Annotated in this window: 18 protein-coding genes; 6 read left to right on the forward strand and 12 right to left on the reverse strand. The window is 61.9% G+C overall.

The window, feature by feature from the left end:
* The first annotated feature begins 103 nt into the window (after nucleotides 1–103).
* Together rpsD and ABC729_RS20250 are read left to right on the forward strand one after the other, a co-directional pair.
* Nucleotides 104–718 (forward strand): 30S ribosomal protein S4, encoded by a 615-nt coding sequence (rpsD, locus tag ABC729_RS20245; RefSeq protein ID WP_054169038.1) that lies wholly within the window; start codon nucleotides 104–106, stop codon nucleotides 716–718.
* 197 nt (nucleotides 719–915) lie between these two features.
* Nucleotides 916–1,347: a DoxX family protein gene (locus ABC729_RS20250; protein WP_495609410.1), complete on the forward strand. Its 432-nt coding sequence runs from the start codon at nucleotides 916–918 to the stop codon at nucleotides 1,345–1,347.
* A 73-nt stretch (nucleotides 1,348–1,420) separates the two neighbouring features.
* On the opposite strand, the gene ABC729_RS20255 is transcribed toward ABC729_RS20250, so the two are convergent.
* The 6 genes from ABC729_RS20255 to ABC729_RS20280 form a co-directional block, all read right to left on the reverse strand.
* A complete protein-coding gene (locus ABC729_RS20255) occupies nucleotides 1,421–1,708 on the reverse strand; it encodes a hypothetical protein (protein ID WP_495609411.1) in 288 nt (95 codons plus the stop codon).
* A 194-nt stretch (nucleotides 1,709–1,902) separates the two neighbouring features.
* A complete protein-coding gene (gene grxD / locus ABC729_RS20260; protein ID WP_094456324.1) occupies nucleotides 1,903–2,241 on the reverse strand; it encodes a Grx4 family monothiol glutaredoxin in 339 nt (112 codons plus the stop codon).
* 114 nt (nucleotides 2,242–2,355) lie between these two features.
* Entirely contained in the window at nucleotides 2,356–2,595 is a 240-nt protein-coding gene (locus tag ABC729_RS20265) for a BolA/IbaG family iron-sulfur metabolism protein (RefSeq protein ID WP_102113638.1), read from the reverse strand.
* 73 nt (nucleotides 2,596–2,668) lie between these two features.
* Nucleotides 2,669–4,891 carry a phosphoribosylformylglycinamidine synthase subunit PurL gene (gene purL / locus ABC729_RS20270; RefSeq protein WP_495609412.1) on the reverse strand — a complete coding sequence of 741 codons (2,223 nt, stop codon included), beginning with the start codon at nucleotides 4,889–4,891 and terminating at the stop codon, nucleotides 2,669–2,671.
* Entirely contained in the window at nucleotides 4,888–5,577 is a 690-nt protein-coding gene (gene purQ / locus ABC729_RS20275; RefSeq protein ID WP_495609413.1) for a phosphoribosylformylglycinamidine synthase subunit PurQ, read from the reverse strand. Before purQ ends, purL begins: the two co-directional genes overlap by 4 nt.
* Nucleotides 5,578–5,760: 183 nt before the next feature.
* A complete protein-coding gene (locus tag ABC729_RS20280) occupies nucleotides 5,761–7,725 on the reverse strand; it encodes a S9 family peptidase (protein ID WP_495609414.1) in 1,965 nt (654 codons plus the stop codon).
* 163 nt (nucleotides 7,726–7,888) lie between these two features.
* On the opposite strand from ABC729_RS20280, the gene ABC729_RS20285 reads away from it, so the two are divergent.
* The 3 genes from ABC729_RS20285 (at nucleotide 7,889) to ABC729_RS20295 (ending at nucleotide 9,883) form a co-directional block, all read left to right on the forward strand.
* Nucleotides 7,889–8,452, forward strand: coding sequence for a cysteine hydrolase family protein (locus ABC729_RS20285; RefSeq protein WP_495609415.1), 564 nt, complete (start codon nucleotides 7,889–7,891; stop codon nucleotides 8,450–8,452).
* Nucleotides 8,453–8,532: 80 nt separating this feature from the next.
* Nucleotides 8,533–9,093 carry a hypothetical protein gene (locus ABC729_RS20290; RefSeq protein ID WP_495609416.1) on the forward strand — a complete coding sequence of 187 codons (561 nt, stop codon included), beginning with the start codon at nucleotides 8,533–8,535 and terminating at the stop codon, nucleotides 9,091–9,093.
* 31 nt (nucleotides 9,094–9,124) lie between these two features.
* Complete coding sequence (locus ABC729_RS20295; protein WP_495609417.1) at nucleotides 9,125–9,883, forward strand: hypothetical protein; 759 nt, start codon at nucleotides 9,125–9,127, stop codon at nucleotides 9,881–9,883.
* 26 nt (nucleotides 9,884–9,909) lie between these two features.
* Here the strand turns inward: ABC729_RS20295 and ABC729_RS20300 are convergent, their stop codons facing one another.
* The 6 genes from ABC729_RS20300 to ABC729_RS20325 are packed head-to-tail and all read right to left on the reverse strand — an operon-like array spanning nucleotide 9,910 to nucleotide 13,641.
* Nucleotides 9,910–10,518 carry a 2-hydroxychromene-2-carboxylate isomerase gene (locus ABC729_RS20300; protein ID WP_495609418.1) on the reverse strand — a complete coding sequence of 203 codons (609 nt, stop codon included), beginning with the start codon at nucleotides 10,516–10,518 and terminating at the stop codon, nucleotides 9,910–9,912.
* Nucleotides 10,519–10,543: 25 nt separating this feature from the next.
* Nucleotides 10,544–11,224, reverse strand: coding sequence for an SDR family oxidoreductase (locus tag ABC729_RS20305; protein WP_495609419.1), 681 nt, complete (start codon nucleotides 11,222–11,224; stop codon nucleotides 10,544–10,546).
* Between the two features lie 27 nt (nucleotides 11,225–11,251).
* Nucleotides 11,252–11,761: a macro domain-containing protein gene (locus ABC729_RS20310; protein ID WP_495609420.1), complete on the reverse strand. Its 510-nt coding sequence runs from the start codon at nucleotides 11,759–11,761 to the stop codon at nucleotides 11,252–11,254.
* A gap of 25 nt (nucleotides 11,762–11,786) precedes the next feature.
* The gene (locus ABC729_RS20315) at nucleotides 11,787–12,515 is read right to left on the reverse strand and encodes an ATP-binding protein (protein WP_495609421.1); all 729 of its coding nucleotides are present in this window, start codon (nucleotides 12,513–12,515) and stop codon (nucleotides 11,787–11,789) included.
* Nucleotides 12,512–13,081 (reverse strand): hypothetical protein, encoded by a 570-nt coding sequence (locus ABC729_RS20320; RefSeq protein ID WP_495609422.1) that lies wholly within the window; start codon nucleotides 13,079–13,081, stop codon nucleotides 12,512–12,514. Before ABC729_RS20320 ends, ABC729_RS20315 begins: the two co-directional genes overlap by 4 nt.
* Nucleotides 13,078–13,641, reverse strand: a complete 564-nt coding sequence (locus tag ABC729_RS20325) for a hypothetical protein (protein ID WP_495609423.1) — start codon at nucleotides 13,639–13,641, stop codon at nucleotides 13,078–13,080. Before ABC729_RS20325 ends, ABC729_RS20320 begins: the two co-directional genes overlap by 4 nt.
* A gap of 178 nt (nucleotides 13,642–13,819) precedes the next feature.
* Between ABC729_RS20325 and pepN the strand changes: the two genes are divergently transcribed.
* Nucleotides 13,820–16,471: an aminopeptidase N gene (gene pepN, locus ABC729_RS20330; RefSeq protein WP_495609424.1), complete on the forward strand. Its 2,652-nt coding sequence runs from the start codon at nucleotides 13,820–13,822 to the stop codon at nucleotides 16,469–16,471.
* The last annotated feature ends 116 nt before the right edge of the window (nucleotides 16,472–16,587 follow it).

The raw sequence follows: 16,587 nt of genomic DNA on the forward strand, positions 1-16,587 counted from the left end.
CCGTCCCTGCTTTTGTCTTTTTGGATAACCCGATGGGCAAAGGGCAGGGAACTACCGGGACAACAGCGCTGTCTGATCATCGGACAGCATAACGGAGTTTGTGATGAGCAAGCGTCAAGAAGCCAAGTATAAGATTGACCGCCGCCTCGGCGTGAACCTGTGGGGCCGCGCCAAGTCCCCGGTCAACAAGCGTGAATATGGCCCCGGCCAGCATGGTCAGCGCCGCAAGAAGCCGTCGGACTTCGGTCTGCAGCTGATGGCCAAGCAGAAGCTGAAGGGCTACTACGGCAATATCGGTGAGAAGCAGTTCCGCAAGCTGTACCAGGAAGCCGTTCGCCGCAAGGGTGACTCGGGCGAGAACCTGATCCAGCTGCTGGAACGCCGCCTGGACGCCGTCGTCTATCGCATGAAGTTCGCTCCGACCCCGTTCTCGGCTCGCCAGATCATTAACCATGGTCACATCCTGGTGAACGGCAAGCGCGTCAACATTCCGTCCTTCCAGGTGAAGGACAATGACGTGGTCGAAGTGCGCGCCAAGGCCAAGAACTTCGCCATCATCATGGAATCGATCCAGTCCGGCGAGCGTGACTTCCCGGATTACGTGACCGTCGACACCGGCAACTTCAAGGGCACCTACCTGCGCGCCCCGAACCTGGCCGACGTTCCGTACCCGACCCAGATGGAACCGAACCTGGTCGTCGAATTCTATTCGCGCTAAGTTTCGGGCCTTCGGGCACAGATCAGGCCGCATCCTTCGGGATGCGGCCTTTTTGTTATCTATATTGTCCCATTTTTCATGACAATTAATCGTATTCAGTGCGCATTGTCGCAATGGTTCGGTGGGTATAGCTTTCAACTCAAGACGACGGCGCCCCATGCCGGCGCCACTCACCTGAAAGCTTCAAGGACCTGATCATGAATACGCTGATCGCCAACAATGCCAAATACTTCCCCGTTGCCGGCCGCGTGCTGCTGGCCGCCATTTTCCTCTCCTCCGGCCTGTCAAAGGTGACGGGTTGGGAGGGCAGCCTCGCCTATGTCGGCTCCGCCGGTCTGCCGCTGCCGTCCGAACTGCTGCTGCTGGCGGCCATCGTGACGGAACTGGTGGGTGGCGCCTTCATCGTCGCAGGCTTCCAGACGCGGGCCGCCGCCCTGGCTTTGGCCGGCTTCTCCGTCCTCTCCGCCATCCTGTTCCATAACTACTGGGCTGTGACGGATGCCCAGATGGCCTATATCCAGTCGATCATGTTCTGGAAGAACTTGTCCATGGCCGGTGGTTTCCTGGTACTGGCCGGCAACGGTGCTGGTGCCCTGGCGGTGGACAATGTGCTGGCCGCCAAGGCTTGATCCGCTCTTCTCTCTTACCTGTATGTGGAAAGGGCCGCTCCGAACGGAGCGGCCCTTTGGCATTGTCGGGAGATCATGAACCTGACGGTCGGGGATTTCCCGGGGCCTGCTTGCTGTACTCATTCAACTGTTTATTGGTGTTCAGCCGCATATCGTCCCATTCCTGCTTGGTCTTACAAACCTTGTTGCGCTTGACGCGCGATCCGGTTTCCTTATCCGTCTTGCAGATCAGGCGGCCGCCATCATTGTCGGCAGGTGCCGTCTGTACGATGGCATTTGATGTCTGCGTCGTGTCTTGCTGCGCGCAAACCGACGACACCCCAAGCAAAAACAATGCGACGATCATTACAACATTACGCATTCCCAACTCCAGATCGATTATTAATCGCCCCGAGGCAAGATATTAACCAAGCCGAGAAAGCTGTATAGTAAATATATTGCAACGATTACTGTTTATCAAATCAATTACAAATATGAAATTAAATACTCCCTGCGCGCAGACATAGAAAAGGGGCCTTCCCTTATGGAAAGGCCCCTTTTCATTAACCCGACAGATCAGGCGGCGTCGGCGAAGGCAACGCCCTTGTCGCGCAGCAAGTCCTGCAACTCGCCCGCCTCGTACATCTCGCGGACGATGTCACAACCGCCCACGAACTCGCCCTTCACATAAAGCTGGGGGATGGTCGGCCAGTTGGTGAATTCCTTGATCCCCTGGCGCAGCGCCGGGTCGACCAGGATGTCGATGCCCTTGAACTTGACGCCCAGGTGGCTCAGCACCTGCACCACGGCGGCAGAGAAGCCGCACTGCGGGAACACGGGCGTGCCCTTCATGTACAACACGACGTCATTGTCGGCGATATCGCGCTTGATGCGCTCGGCAACCGTCTGGTCCATCTTTCACATTTCCTCAAGTCCACACCACAGCGCCGCCCCTGCGGTCCCGTGGGAATCCCTCGACATATAGCGCCGAACCATCCCCCTTAACAGGGGGTTCGTTCGGCAGGCCAATCATGCGTCCTTGGGTGCCGCCGTGGTCAGCATCAGGGCGTGCAGTTCATTGCCCATACGGCCCTTCAGCGCGGCATAGACGGCCTGGTGCTGCGCCACCCGGCTTTTACCCTTAAAGGACGGGCTTTCTACATAAGCCGCATAATGGTCGCCATCGCCGCGCAGGTCGTCGATGCGGACAACGGCGTCTGGGAACGCCTCGCGCAGCAGGGCCTCGATTTCGGATGCGTGCATCGCCATGGGTCGGGTCCTCACATGAAAACGCCCGCCATCCCGGATTGGCACCGGGATGGCGGGCCTGGAACGGGTGAAATCAGTTCACCTTGCCATTCATATAGTTCGGCAGCCAAGCTTCGTTCGCGGCAATCAGGTCCGCAACCGAAATAATGGCCCCCGAAGCCCCCGTCAGGGCGTCGCCGCCCACGGTACCGATGCGGCTCAGGGTGACGCCCGCCTCGGCGGCCTTGGTCTCCACGGCTTCCAGATCGGCCGGCTTCACGGTCAGGACGTAACGGCCCTGGTCCTCGCCGAACAACTCCGCCACGTGCCAGCCATCCAAGCCGGACAGGTCCGCGCCGTTGTTGCCCGCCATGGCCATTTCGGCCAGTGCCACCTGCAGACCACCATCTGAAACGTCATGCGACGCGGTGATCAGTCCGGCCTGGATCGCCTCGCGCACGAAGGTGCCGTGACGCTTCTCGGTTTCCAGATCGACTACCGGCGCCGGACCTTCCTCCAGACCCAGGATTTCGCGCAGGTACAGGCTCTGGCCCAGGTGACCCTCGGTCTCCCCCACCAGCAGAATGACGTCGCCGTCATTCTTGAAGCCCAGACCCACAGCCTTGTGCCCATCGGCCAGAAGGCCGACACCGCCCACCGTCGGGGTCGGCAGGATGCCCACCCCGTTGGTTTCGTTGTAGAGCGAGACGTTGCCCGACACGACCGGGTAGTCCAAGACGCGGCAAGCCTCGGCCATGCCTTCGACGCAGCCGGCGAACTGCCCCATGATGCGGGGCTTTTCGGGATTGCCGAAATTCATGTTGTCGGTGATGGCCAGCGGCAGAGCACCAACGGCGGACACGTTGCGATAGCTCTCCGCCACGGCCTGACGCCCACCCTGCACCGGGTCGGCGAAGCAATAGCGCGGGGTCACGTCGGATGACATGGCCAGCGCCTTGTTGGTGCCATGCACACGCACCACCGCCGCATCGGCCTGACCCGACAGGAAACGGGTATCCGCGCCCACCTGGCTGTCATATTGCTGCCAGATCCAGCGCTTGGAGGCCAGATCGGGGCAGGAAACCAGCTTGGTCAGGATATCGCCCAGCGACAGATCCTCCGGCCACAGCTCATCCTCGTCCAGGTCGAGCGGCGGCTGAGCCGGCGTCTCTTCCGTGGGGCGATGATAGAGCGGGGCCGCGTCGAACAGCGGGGCCAGTTCCAGGTCGCAATAGGTGTCGCCGTTCATCTTCAGGACGAAACGGCCCGTATCGGTCAGATGGCCGATCACGGCGAAATCCAGTTCCCACTTCTCAAAGATAGCGCGGGCGACATCCTCGGAACCGGGCTTCAGGATCATCAGCATGCGTTCCTGGCTTTCCGACAGCATGATCTCATAGGGCGTCATGCCCGTCTCACGCTGCGGCACCTTTTCCAGATGCAGCTCAATCCCCAGACCGCCCTTGCCCGCCATTTCGACGGAGGAGGAGGTGAGACCGGCGGCACCCATGTCCTGGATGGACTGGATGGCGTCGGTGTTCATCAGTTCCAGGCACGCCTCGATCAGCAGCTTTTCCGTGAACGGATCGCCGACCTGCACCGTGGGGCGCTTGGCCTCGCTATCCTCGGTGAACTCCGCCGAGGACATGGTGGCACCATGGATGCCGTCGCGGCCCGTCTTGGACCCGACATAGACCACGGGGTTACCGACGCCGGCCGCCTTGGAATAGAAAATCTTGTCCTGATCGGCGATGCCGACGGTCATGGCATTGACCAGGCAATTGCCATTATAGGCCTTGTGGAAATTGGTCTCGCCGCCCACCGTGGGCACGCCGACGCAATTGCCGTAATGGCCGATGCCCGACACCACACCCGCGACCAGCTGGCGGGTCTTGGGGTGATCCGGCTCCCCGAAACGCAGGGCGTTCAGGTTGGCAATGGGACGGGCGCCCATGGTGAACACGTCGCGCAGAATGCCACCCACGCCCGTCGCCGCACCCTGGAAGGGCTCGATATAGGAGGGGTGGTTATGGCTCTCCATCTTGAAGATGGCGGCCTGACCGTCGCCAATGTCGATGACACCGGCATTTTCACCCGGACCACAGATGACCCAGGGGGCCGTGGTCGGGAACTTCTTCAGCCAGACGCGCGATGATTTGTAGGAGCAATGCTCCGACCACATCACGGAATAGATGCCAAGCTCGGTAAAGGTCGGCTGACGGCCGACGATTTCCAGCAGGCGGACATATTCATCGGCCTTGATGCCGTGTTCGGCGGCCAGGGCCTCGTTGACAACGGGTTCCTTGCGGGCGCTCACGACAGGGTCTCCACCAAACTATCGAAGAAGGCACGGCCATCGGTGTTGCCATGCAGCGGGTCAAAGGCGCGTTCGGGATGAGGCATCATGCCCAGAACATTGCGCGTGGCATTGAAGATGCCGGCAATGTCGTTGGTGGCGCCATTGGGGTTCGCCTGATCGGCGCTTTGGCCCGGCAGTGCGGCATAACGGAAGGCCACCAGCCCCTCGCCTTCCAGACGCTTCAGCGTCTCGTCATCGGCGACATAATTGCCTTCGCCATGGCCGACCGGAATGCCGATCACCTGACCCTTGGCATATTTGCGGGTAAAGTCGCTATCCGTCGTCTCGACGCGCAGGCCCACCGTGCGGCAGACATATTTCAGCGACTTGTTGCGGATCAGGGCACCGGGCAGCAAACCCGCCTCGGTGATGATCTGGAAGCCGTTGCAGATGCCGACGACGCGCACGCCCTTGGATGCCCGTTCCTTCACCACCTTCATGATGGGCGAATGGGCGGCCATGGCCCCACAGCGCAGATAATCGCCATAGGAAAAACCGCCAGGGACGGCGATGACATCGACGTCCGGCAGTTCCGTGTCCTTGTGGAAGGCCATGTGGGGCTTCTTGCCGGAAGCCTGTTCCAAGGCCACCGCAATATCGCGGTCGCAGTTGGAACCAGGGAAGACGATGACGGCGGACTTCATCCCGCGTTACCCGATCCGTTGGTGAAAGGGAGGCGGCAGACCGTCACCGGGACGGCCCCCCGATGCGGCGGGACCCTAATGCCGACAGGGTTTCAATGCAAGGTCGGGGACCACCCGGAGAGGCCATGGCAGGGCGGCGTTATCGGCGGGTGGGGCGCGATGCGCCCCACCCGCCGAACGGGGTTACTTCTGTCCAAACACCTTCTGGAAGAACTGCGCCTGCGCCATCTGCGCCACGAACTGGTTCGACTTCTTGCGGAAGCCGTGACCTTCATCCATGGCCAGCACATAGCCGACCTCGCCGCCATTCTTGCGGATGGCGGCCACCATCTGCTCCGCCTCGCCCACGGGCACGCGCGGATCATTGTAACCCTGGATGACCAGCATGGGCTTGGTGATCTTCGACGCGTTGGTCAGCGGCGAGATTTTCTGCAGGAAGGCGCGCATCTCCGGGTCGCGCTCATCACCATATTCCGGGCGGCGCAGGTCGCGGCGATACTCCGCCGTGGCTTCCAGGAAGGTGATGAAGTTTGAGATGCCGACCGTGTCGGCCCCCCCGGCCAGCTTGTCATTGTAATGGGTCATGGCCGCCAGCGTGGCATAGCCGCCGTATGAACCGCCGGCCACCACGATCTTGTCCTTGTCCAGGTCGGGCTGGGTCGCGACCCAGTCGATCAGGGCGCCGATATCCTTGATGCTATCCTCGCGCTTGAAGCCATTATCCAGGCCCAGATAGGTTTTCCCATAGCCTTCCGACCCACGGATATTGGGCAGCAGCACCGCCGCCCCCAGCTCGTTGGCCCAGAACTGCACCGTGGCGCTGAAATTCGGGCGGCTCTGCCCTTCCGGCCCGCCGTGGATCAGCATGATGACCGGCAGCTTGCCCTTGGCATTCTTTGGCTTGAACAGGAAGGCCGGGATCTGCCGCTGATCAAAGGTGGGGAACTGGATCAGGCTGGCATCGGCGAAATTCTCGGTGTTCAGGCCGCCAACCTCGCTCTTGGTCCACTGCTCCACCTTGCCCTTGCCCAGATCGACGACATGCACGTCGGCGGGCGCGGTCGGGGTGGTTAGCGACAGGGCCAGCTTCGACCCGTCGGGGCTGAAGGCGACGCCACCGATCACACCCTTGGGCAGGGCGGGCATCTTCACCGGCTTCAGTGTCTTGGTATCGATCACCCGCACCGTGGACCAGCCGCCCTCGTTCAGGACATAGGCCAGACGCTTGCCATCCTGCGACAGCACCGCCTCCTCCACGTCCCAGGGGTCATCGGCGGTGATCCATGTCGTCTTGCCCGACGCCAGATCATGCAGGCCCAGGCGCTTGAACTCGCCCTCCTCATCCGACGTCAGGAATACGCCCTTGGCGTCGGGCGTGAAACCGACGCCGGTCAGGGCCACGGTGTCCTTGTCCGGCTTGATGCGGGTCAACTGGCCCGTGGCGACATCGACCACCGACAGATAGGATTTGGTGATGGCGATATACTGCCCGACCAGCAGCTTCTTATCATCTTGGGAGAAGGCGACAGCGCCCCACGACCCGGTCTGCGCCACCAGTGGGGCGACCGTCGCGGCATCCTTCAACCCGCCGACATAGACATCGGTGTTCTTGCCGTCGCGACGCGTGCTGGAAAAGGCGAGCTTGTCGCCCTTATGGTTCCAGACCAGACCCTGGTTGCGCGACTTGCCATCGGTGACCAGCGTGGTCTTGCCCGTGGCGACATCCAGATGGAAGAACTGGAAATTCTCCGACCCGCCCTTGTCCCAGACATAGACCAGATCGGTGGAACCCTTGGCCGGGCTGAACGCGGCGCTGGTAATCGGCTCGGCAGCGAAGGTCAGCTGCTGACGGGCCATCATCGGGCCGTTCACCAGATGCAGCTGTGCGGTTTCCCCGAACCGGGTCGTGATCAGGATGCCCTTGCCGTCGGGCGTCCAGTCCAGCATGCCGGCGGACCGGGCGGACAGATAGGCCGACAGACGCTCACCCAGGGCCACGTCGACGGTGGGGATATTCTCCGTGACGATATTGCCATTTTGCACCCGCTCAATCTTGGCCGGCGCCGTCTGGGCCGACGCCACCCCGGCAGAAAGGGCCAGCACCAGTGCCAGGGCGCTGCCGCGCATGAAATGTCCGATGATCCGCACGTATCCCATCCTTGATTTTTTGCCCGTCAAGGGCTTGTGGATTGCATCGGCAGCGTAGCGCATCCGCTTCCCGCTGCAAGGCCCGGCCCCCCTTTGAAATGATTCAGATACAAATCTCAGTTACCGGTTGCCATCTTCAGATATCAAAGCAGGGAGCGCCACCATGCCCGCCGCCAATGAAACCGCCCTGATCGTCATTGATGTTCAGGAAGCCATCCTGCCCGCCGGCGACGGCCCCCGCATCGCCGCCGCCACCCAGGCGCTGAACAGCGTCGTCGCCCGTCTTGCCGACCTGCAGGCCCGCGCGCGGGCCGCCGGTGTCACCCTGATCCATGTGCAGCATGACGCGCCCGACGATCACCGTCTGGCGAAAGGCACACCCGGCTGGGAAATCCGGCGTGAACTGACACCGCAACCTGGCGAACTGGTGATCCACAAGACCACCTGCGACAGCTTTCTGGAGACGGGCCTGAAGCAGGCGCTGCTGGATGGCGGCATCCGCCATGTCATCATCGGCGGCTGCATGACGCCATTCTGCATCGACACCTCGGTCCGCAGCGCCATCGCCCACGGCTTCGACGTCACGCTGATCGGCGATGGCCACACGACCTGCGACATGGGCGGCCTGACCTTTGAACAGATCATCGACCATCACAATACCGTCCTGGGCTGGTTTGGCACCGCGCAGAACCGGGTGATGGTGAAGAACGCAGCCGACGCCCTGTGACACAAGGCGACACCAGCATAGTGGTCATTTGCGCGCCATTCCCCTAAAGTTGCAATCGCAGCAACTTCAGGGGAGCGGCCATGCTGGGCGCAGAGCATTTCGACCGGATTGTGGATTTCATCCGTGGGGTCGGCCTGCCCCTGGAGGTGGGACCTTTCGGACCTGAAGGTTTCCTGCCCGGCGTAACGATTTCTGCCGGGGTCCTGCGTGTCGATCCCGCCCATCTTTATGTTTCCGGCGACCTGCTGCACGAAGCGGGGCACATGGCGACCGTCCCGGCCCGGCTGCGACCCCATTTGGGCGATAATCTGGAAGCAACGCTGCGTGACGCGATTGGCGATGACCCGGACCCGTTGGCGCAACTGGCCCTGACACAGACGGAAAGCATGGCCATCGCCTGGTCCTACGCCGCGTTAAGGGCATTGGACCTGCCACCGGAAACGATCTTTTTCGCCGGCGGCTACCGCATGGAGACGGAGCAGCAGCAGCGGCATTTCCTGCATCTGCTGGAAGCCGGCAATAACATGGGCATCGGCCACCTGTGCCGCATGGGCATGACGGGACCGACCGGGGTCATGGCCCTGCTGATGCAGAACAACTTGCCGCCCTATCCGGCCATGACCCACTGGGTCATGCTCTGACGGACCGTCACCACCCTATTTGGAGAAAAAAATGGATAACCATAAACTTAGATCAAATATTCCTCGGACGAATTCCGTCTGGACGCGGTTCTTACATCAAAAAGATATTCACTTTTATTTTAATGAAGAATCACTGAGACTAAACTCGGCCAAATCATACCGAGACCAAGCGCGACCAATTGGCGACTGGCATGAAGGACGAACAAAATTCAACATCCCGTCTTTGTACGCCAGCAATAAAGACGAGGCAGGGATCGATAATTTAAGAAAACTTCAAGAATACACTAACGTTGTTAAGATTGAAGGGCCGCAAAGTAAAAACATAACCATCATCATGGATAATTGTTCTCAGTCAACATACATAAATTATCATCTTTTCTGTGTCTCAGAAGGCAGCCCAGAGACTACTTATCCAAACCTAGCAAAACAAATGAAGGATGAAAGCCAACCACCATACGATGCAGCTCTCATAGTCAGAGATATATACGAATTATCAAATCATGTATGGCGACATGGCTATTCCATTCAAGACCGTGAATTTATTCACAATATCTTCGATAGATGCTTTGTTACACCAGTAAAATACGAAGAGACCGAATCAGCATGGAACGATGGCCCTCCGATTGGGCCGCGACCAGATCTCAAAAACAACTACTTCTCTCCCCAAAGAGAATGGAGAATTGTGTTCGAGTCCAATCATGAACTTCGTGACACAATATACATTCACATACCAGGACTACGGCACTTCTTCACCGTGAAAGATATTTCACACCTCACTGCAAGCCTATGACCCTACAATACAATGCACATATATGTTCACCACCCACCCAGGCGTAACCACTCCTCGATCTGATCCATACGGTCGGCACCCCAGAAGGCTTCGCCATCGACAAAGAAGAACGGCGCGCCAAAGACCCCGCGGCTGATCGCGGTTTCTGTTTCCACCCGCAGCCGTTCCTTCACCGAAGCTTCGGCAATTCCAGCCTCCACCGCGTCGCGCTCCAGGCCCAGGCTGGCGGCCACGTCCAGGACATTTTCGGGCAGGGCCATGTCCCGCCCCTCCGCCCAATGGGCGTGGAACAGGGCACGGGCCAGGGCAGCCGGGCTATGCTCCCCGCCCACCTGATCCAACCAGTAAAAGGCGCGCGATGCTGCCAGCGCCGGGAACGGTGCGGGCAAGGGTTGATGCACCGGCACGCCCCACAGCCGGGCGCAGCGGGGCACGTCGTGGCGCAGATAATCGCCCTGCAACGGCTTGTTCAGGTTCGGCACACCGCCGCTGATCTTGAACACCGCGCCAAGCAGGATGGGCCGCCACCGCACCGCCCGGCCCCAGCGTTCGGCCAGTGCATCGATGCGGGCCGACGCCAGATAGGCATAGGGAGAGGCGAAATCGAAATAGAAATCAATGGGTGCGCCACTCATGTCAGGACCTCCGGTACGGGGAGCCTTACCAGGGAATGCGCCGCCCATCATAAGCGAAGAAGCCGCCTGTGTCGTCAGGGCCTGCCGCCGCAATGACCCGGCGCAGGCCAGCCACGCTGTCCGACGGCGTCACCGGTGCCTTGGCCCCGCCCATATCGGTCTGCACCCAACCGGGATGCAGCACGATGCAGGTGATGCCGTCGTCGCGCCAATCAGCGGCCAGGGAGCGGTTACCCATGTTGATGGCGGCCTTGGACGCACGATAGGCATACATGCCGCCGCTTTCATTCTCGGTGACAGAGCCGAGCTGGCTGGACAGAGTCGCCACTTTCGCCCCCGCCGACAGCAGCGGCCGCAGCGCCTGGGCTACCAGGATCGGGGCCAGCGCATTGACCTTCATGGCCTGCATCCAGCCATCGACATCAATGCCATTCTTGGACTGCGCGGCCAGATCGGGCCCCATGATGCCGGCATTATTGACCAGCAGGTCAATGGAGCGGCCCTTCAATGCGCCCGCAAAGGCCGTGATCGACGCCGGGTCGTCTACGGACAGACCGAAAATCTCCACCCCCGCCAGTTCGGAAAGCCCGCCGGGGCTGGCCGGATCGCGGCAGGTGGCAATGACGGTCCAACCATCAGCCGCGTATTGCCGGGCAAATTCCAGGCCGATGCCACGATTGGCGCCGGTAATGACAACGCTGGGCATGCGACCCCTCCCGGGTTTGTTATCTACTCAGGCGGCGATGGCCGCCTTCAACGCCTTGATGTTGTCCTCGCCGGTCGCCACGAACAAGACCAGATCCAGCGCATCCGGGTGCTCGGCGATGAAACCGCGCACTGCCGCCACGGCCACCTGCGCCGCCAACGCCTTGGGGAAGCGGTATGCGCCCGTGGAAATGGCAGGAAATGCTATGGACCGCGCCCCCTTTTCCATCGACAGTTCCAGTGCGCGGCGGTAACAGCGCGCCAGCACCTTGTCCTCCCCCATCTTGCCGGTGACATAGACGGGGCCGACCGCATGCACGACCCAGCGGGCCGTCAGATTGAAACCCGGCGTGATGCCGGCATCGCCGCGCCCCACCGGGTCCAATGCCGTGGCCGCCGCGAACAGCTCGGGTCCGGCGGCATCATGGATGGCCCGCGACACGCCGGTTCCGCCACCAAGGCCGGGGGCCGCCGCATTGACGATGACATCAACATCCAGGGCGGTGATATCGCCCTGATGAACCCGCAATTCGGTCAATTCATGCTCCTTGCAGCGCGGGTCGTCAGACGATGAAGGCCAGCGTGGCGGTACGGCCGCCATCGGTAACGGTCAGTCCGGCCGACATAACGCGCATAATCTCCAGCCCACGCCCGGATTTCGATTCCACATTCACAGGCGGGCGGATGCTGTCGGGATCGTAACCGCCGCCCTGGTCGGCAACGCGAATGTAAAGCCTGCCTTCCGCAACCCAGGCCGACACATCAATGCGGCGCGTCGCCTTGTCCGGGTCGGCCAGGGTCGATGTCAGCCGCTGACAGAAGGCGTCGAACTGGCTGGGATCATCGACTAGGGATCCACCCATGGCCAGATTGCCGTGCAGAACGGCGTTGATGATGGCCTCATGCAGCGACAGTTCGGCATCATGCCGCACCGTGGCCGGCAGAAAACCCCGGATCAGCAGCCCCTCACAAATCTGCGCCGCCGTGTCCAGGGTCCAGGCCAGCCGCGTGGTGAGGGAAATCAGCAGATGCCCGTCCGTCAGGGCCGATTGCAGCTTGTCCGCGGGCATGGTCCCCGGCGGTCCCTGTTCCACAATGGCGGCACAGCCGGATCGCAGCGCGGCGATCAGGTCAGCCGCCGCACCTTCGGCGATCAGGCGGACGGTCGCGCCCTCCTCACGCGGCGCAAGGTCAGCCTCCGGCAATCCCAGCTCGGCGGCGATCCGGGCCCTTTCGGCCTTGTCCAGCGTTTCACCAGCCACCTGGAAATCCATCTTTCCCCCGTCCATCATCCAGCGCCCCCAGACTGGTCTACCGCGACAGACCCGCCCCCGTCATCCGCCAGATCGACGACTTGGGGCGTCCCGATAAGAAATCCGTCGGCGGGGGCATATTCCGCCGCCACCCGCCGTGCCAGATCATCGCCCGATCGGGCGAAACCGTACAGTGTCTTTCCATCCCCCCAGCCGCCCGCACCACCACGGCCGCCACCCAGCGACGGATTGGTGACGGTTACGGACCAGAGACGGTCGAATCGGTTCCATTGTCTATCCAACATGGAAACCACACGGCGGGGAGCCTCGCGCATCCTCTCGATGCGGGTTTCCGCCATGGTGGTGACGCCCTGCATCTGCGTGATGTGGCGTTCGGCGTCTTCCAGCGCCTGGCGGATAGCGGCCTCTTCCTTCTTGGCATGGCGCAGGGCGGCGGCGACCATGTTTTTCTCGTCCACGGCGCGGGACAGTTTGCGTTCCACTTGGCGAATGACGGCCATGATGCGCCGCCCCGCCACGACAAGGCCCGCCCCGGCCAGGGCCAGGGCCAGAAGGCTGATCAGGTTCATCCAGGTTGCGATCATGGGCCTTCCATCCCGCGCCCGGTGGTGATGAAGGTCACCTCTGCAACGGCAAAACCCGAATCGGTGGGAAATTCAGCGGTCAGCATCTGCCGCGCCGGTCGCTCCCCCGCTGCCCAGACGCGCACATTGTTGGTGTAGCGCCAGATGCAGGGGGCGCTGTCGAACTCGCGGTTGGACTGGTCGGCAAGGATGCGGTTGGCGACGCGGGCCGTGTAAAGACTGTCGGCCACGCCCTGCCGCCCCAGTTCATGCCACACCTCAACCCGGTCGCGCTCCACCGCCGCCAGGGTCATTTCCAAACGGGCCAGTTGTGATTTAAGGCGGAACCGTTCGGCACTGCGGCGGTCGCGCAGGGCGCCCTGCTCGCGGTTGCGGGCCATCAGCTTTTCCAGCGCGGCCTGCCCCTCCTTGGTCTCGCGCTTCACCTTGTCGTGATCGGCGACCCATTCATAAATATCGGGAATGACAACGCGCAGCATCTCCAACAGCACAATGGCGACAAGGCACGCGGCGGCCCCCGACAGGACGACCACGTCAGAGGTAGACAAATTCAGATACATCCAGCCTCCAGGCCCGTCGCCCCCGTAGACCGGGGAACAGTTTATCGGTGCTGATGATACGTCGCCCCATACGCCAGGACAGTGAAATTTTTCACCAGTCCCCGGTTTGATGTCCTATCCTGACCCCAACCGCGCGCAGGAATGCGCCAAACTGTCTGATATTTTAAGGATGCTGGTCATGGACAAGGGTTCGCCGAAGGCCATCCTGTTGAAGGATTACGCCGCACCGGCCTGGTGGATCGAAACGGTCGATCTGTCATTCGATCTGCGCGACGGGGGAACGCTTGTCACCTCCCGCCTGGGCCTGCGCCGCAACCTGGATATGGTCCGTGCCCCGCTGGTGCTGGATGGGCAGGAACTGGAACTGGTCTCCGTCACGGTGGGCGACCGCCCGCTGGGCCCCGATGATTACGCGATCACGCCCGACCATCTGACCATCCCCGACCTGCCGGGCGATCAGGTGGAATTGGAGATCGTCACCCGAATCCACCCGGAAAAGAACACGGCCCTGGAAGGCCTGTACAAGTCATCCGGCAATTACTGCACCCAGTGCGAGGCCGAGGGCTTTCGCAAGATCACCTATTTCCAGGACCGGCCCGATGTGATGGCCAGATACCGGGTGCGGGTGGAGGGCGACCGCGCCGCCTATCCCGTGCTGCTGTCCAACGGCAATCTGGTGGATCAGGGCGACGCGGCCGATGGCCGCCACTGGGCGCTGTGGGAGGATCCCTGGCCCAAGCCCTGCTACCTGTTCGCGCTGGTGGCCGGTAATCTGGTCCATATCGAGGACCGTTTCCGTACCCGGTCGGGCCGCGACGTCACCCTGCGCATCTATGTGGAGCCGGGGAACGAGGATAAGTGCGGCCACGCCATGGAAAGCCTGATCAAATCCATGAAGTGGGATGAGGATGTCTATGGTCTGGAATATGACCTTGATATTTTCAACATCGTCGCCGTCGGCGATTTCAACATGGGCGCGATGGAGAACAAGTCCCTCAACGTCTTCAACACCAAATACATCCTGGCCCGCCCCGACACCGCCACCGATACCGATTTCCTCGGCATTGAGGCTGTTGTCGCGCATGAATATTTCCATAATTGGACGGGTAACCGCGTCACCTGCCGCGACTGGTTCCAGTTGAGCCTGAAGGAAGGCCTGACCGTCTTCCGCGATCAGCAATTCAGCGCCGACATGAATTCAGCCCCCGTGAAGCGCATCCAGGACGTCACCCGTCTGCGCCAGGTGCAGTTTGCCGAAGATGCCGGCCCCACGGCCCATCCGGTCCGTCCCGACAGCTATATCGAGATCAACAATTTCTACACGCCCACCGTCTACGAAAAGGGGGCGGAGGTTCTGCGCATGTACCATACGCTGCTGGGGGCAGCGGGGTATCGGCGCGGCATTGATCTTTATTTCGCCCGCCATGATGGACAGGCGGTGACCACCGACGATTTCCTGTCCGCCATGCGCGATGCCAACCCCGATGTCGCGGTCGATTGGGAACAGTTCCGCCGCTGGTACGCGCAGGCCGGCACGCCCGGCGTCAGCGGCGAGGGTGCTTACGACCCGGCCACCCGCACCTACCGCCTGACCCTGCGCCAGTCCCTGGCCCCCACGCCGGGGCAGCCGGTGAAGCTACCCATGCTGATCCCCGTGTCTCTGGGTCTGGTCGGCCCCGACGGCAAGGATCAGCCGCTGAAGCTGTCCGGTGAAGACAGTGCCACCGTCGGCACCCGCGTCCTGGCCCTGAATGCGGCGGAACAGAGCTTCACCTTCACCGACGTGCCTGCCGCCCCCGTCCCGTCGCTGTTCCGGGGCTTCTCCGCCCCCATCAAGCTGGCTTTCGACTATTCCGACGCCGACCTGACCTTCCTGATGGCGAACGACAGCGATCCGTTCAATCGCTGGGAGGCCGGACAGACCCTGGCCTCGCGCCTGCTGCTGGGTCTGGTCGCTGACCGCGCGGCGGGCCGTGACATGGCCGTACCCAAGGGTTTCATCGACGCCATGGGCGCCACACTGGCCCGCGCGTCCGAAGACCCGGCCTTCGCGGCGCTGGCCCTGACCCTGCCATCGGAAAACTACCTGGGGCAGTTGATGGAGGTGATTGATGTGGACGGCATCCATGCTGCCCGCAATCTGGTCCGCGCCTCCATCGGCCGTACCCATCACGCGGCACTGCTGGCCGCCTACCGCGCCAATGCCGAACAGGGCGAATTCAGCGTCAGCCCCGAAGCCATTGGCCGCCGCGCGCTGAAGAACGCTGCCCTGGCCTATCTGATGGCCGCCGACGATGCCGATGGAAAGGCCCTGGCCCTGGCGCAGTACCGCACCGCCACTGGCATGACCGACGTGATCACGGCCCTGGCCCTGATCGCGGACAGCGATATGCCGGAGCGGGCGGACGCCCTGGCCGCCTTCGCCGCCAAATGGAAGGATGAGGCTTTGGTCATGGACAAGTGGTTCATGATCCAGGCCGCGTCCTCCCGCCCCGACACGCTGGCCAATGTCACGGCCCTGCTGTCCCATCCCGGCTTCAATATCCGCAACCCGAACAAGGTCTACTCCCTGGTCGGTAGTTTCACCGGTAACGCCGTGGCCTTCCACGCCGCCGATGGTTCGGGCTATGAATTCCTGGCCGACCGGGTGATTGAGCTGAACAAGCTGAACCCGCAGGTCGCCAGCCGCATGGCCAAATCCTTCGCCCGTTGGCGCAAATATGATGGCGAACGGCAGGCGGCGGCCAAGGTGGCGCTGGAACGCGTGGCCCACACGCCCGACCTGTCGCGCGATGTCTATGAGATCATCGCCCGCAGCCTGGAGGGTTGACGACTGACACCGGCGACCCAGCCTTAAGCGGGTTGGGTTGCCGGTGCCCCGGACCGGATTGGCGATGAGGCCGCCTTGAATTTCCTGCGCAAACTCCTGGCCCCGAATGCCCCCCC

Source organism: Niveispirillum sp. CC-CTL257 (assembly GCF_059489915.1).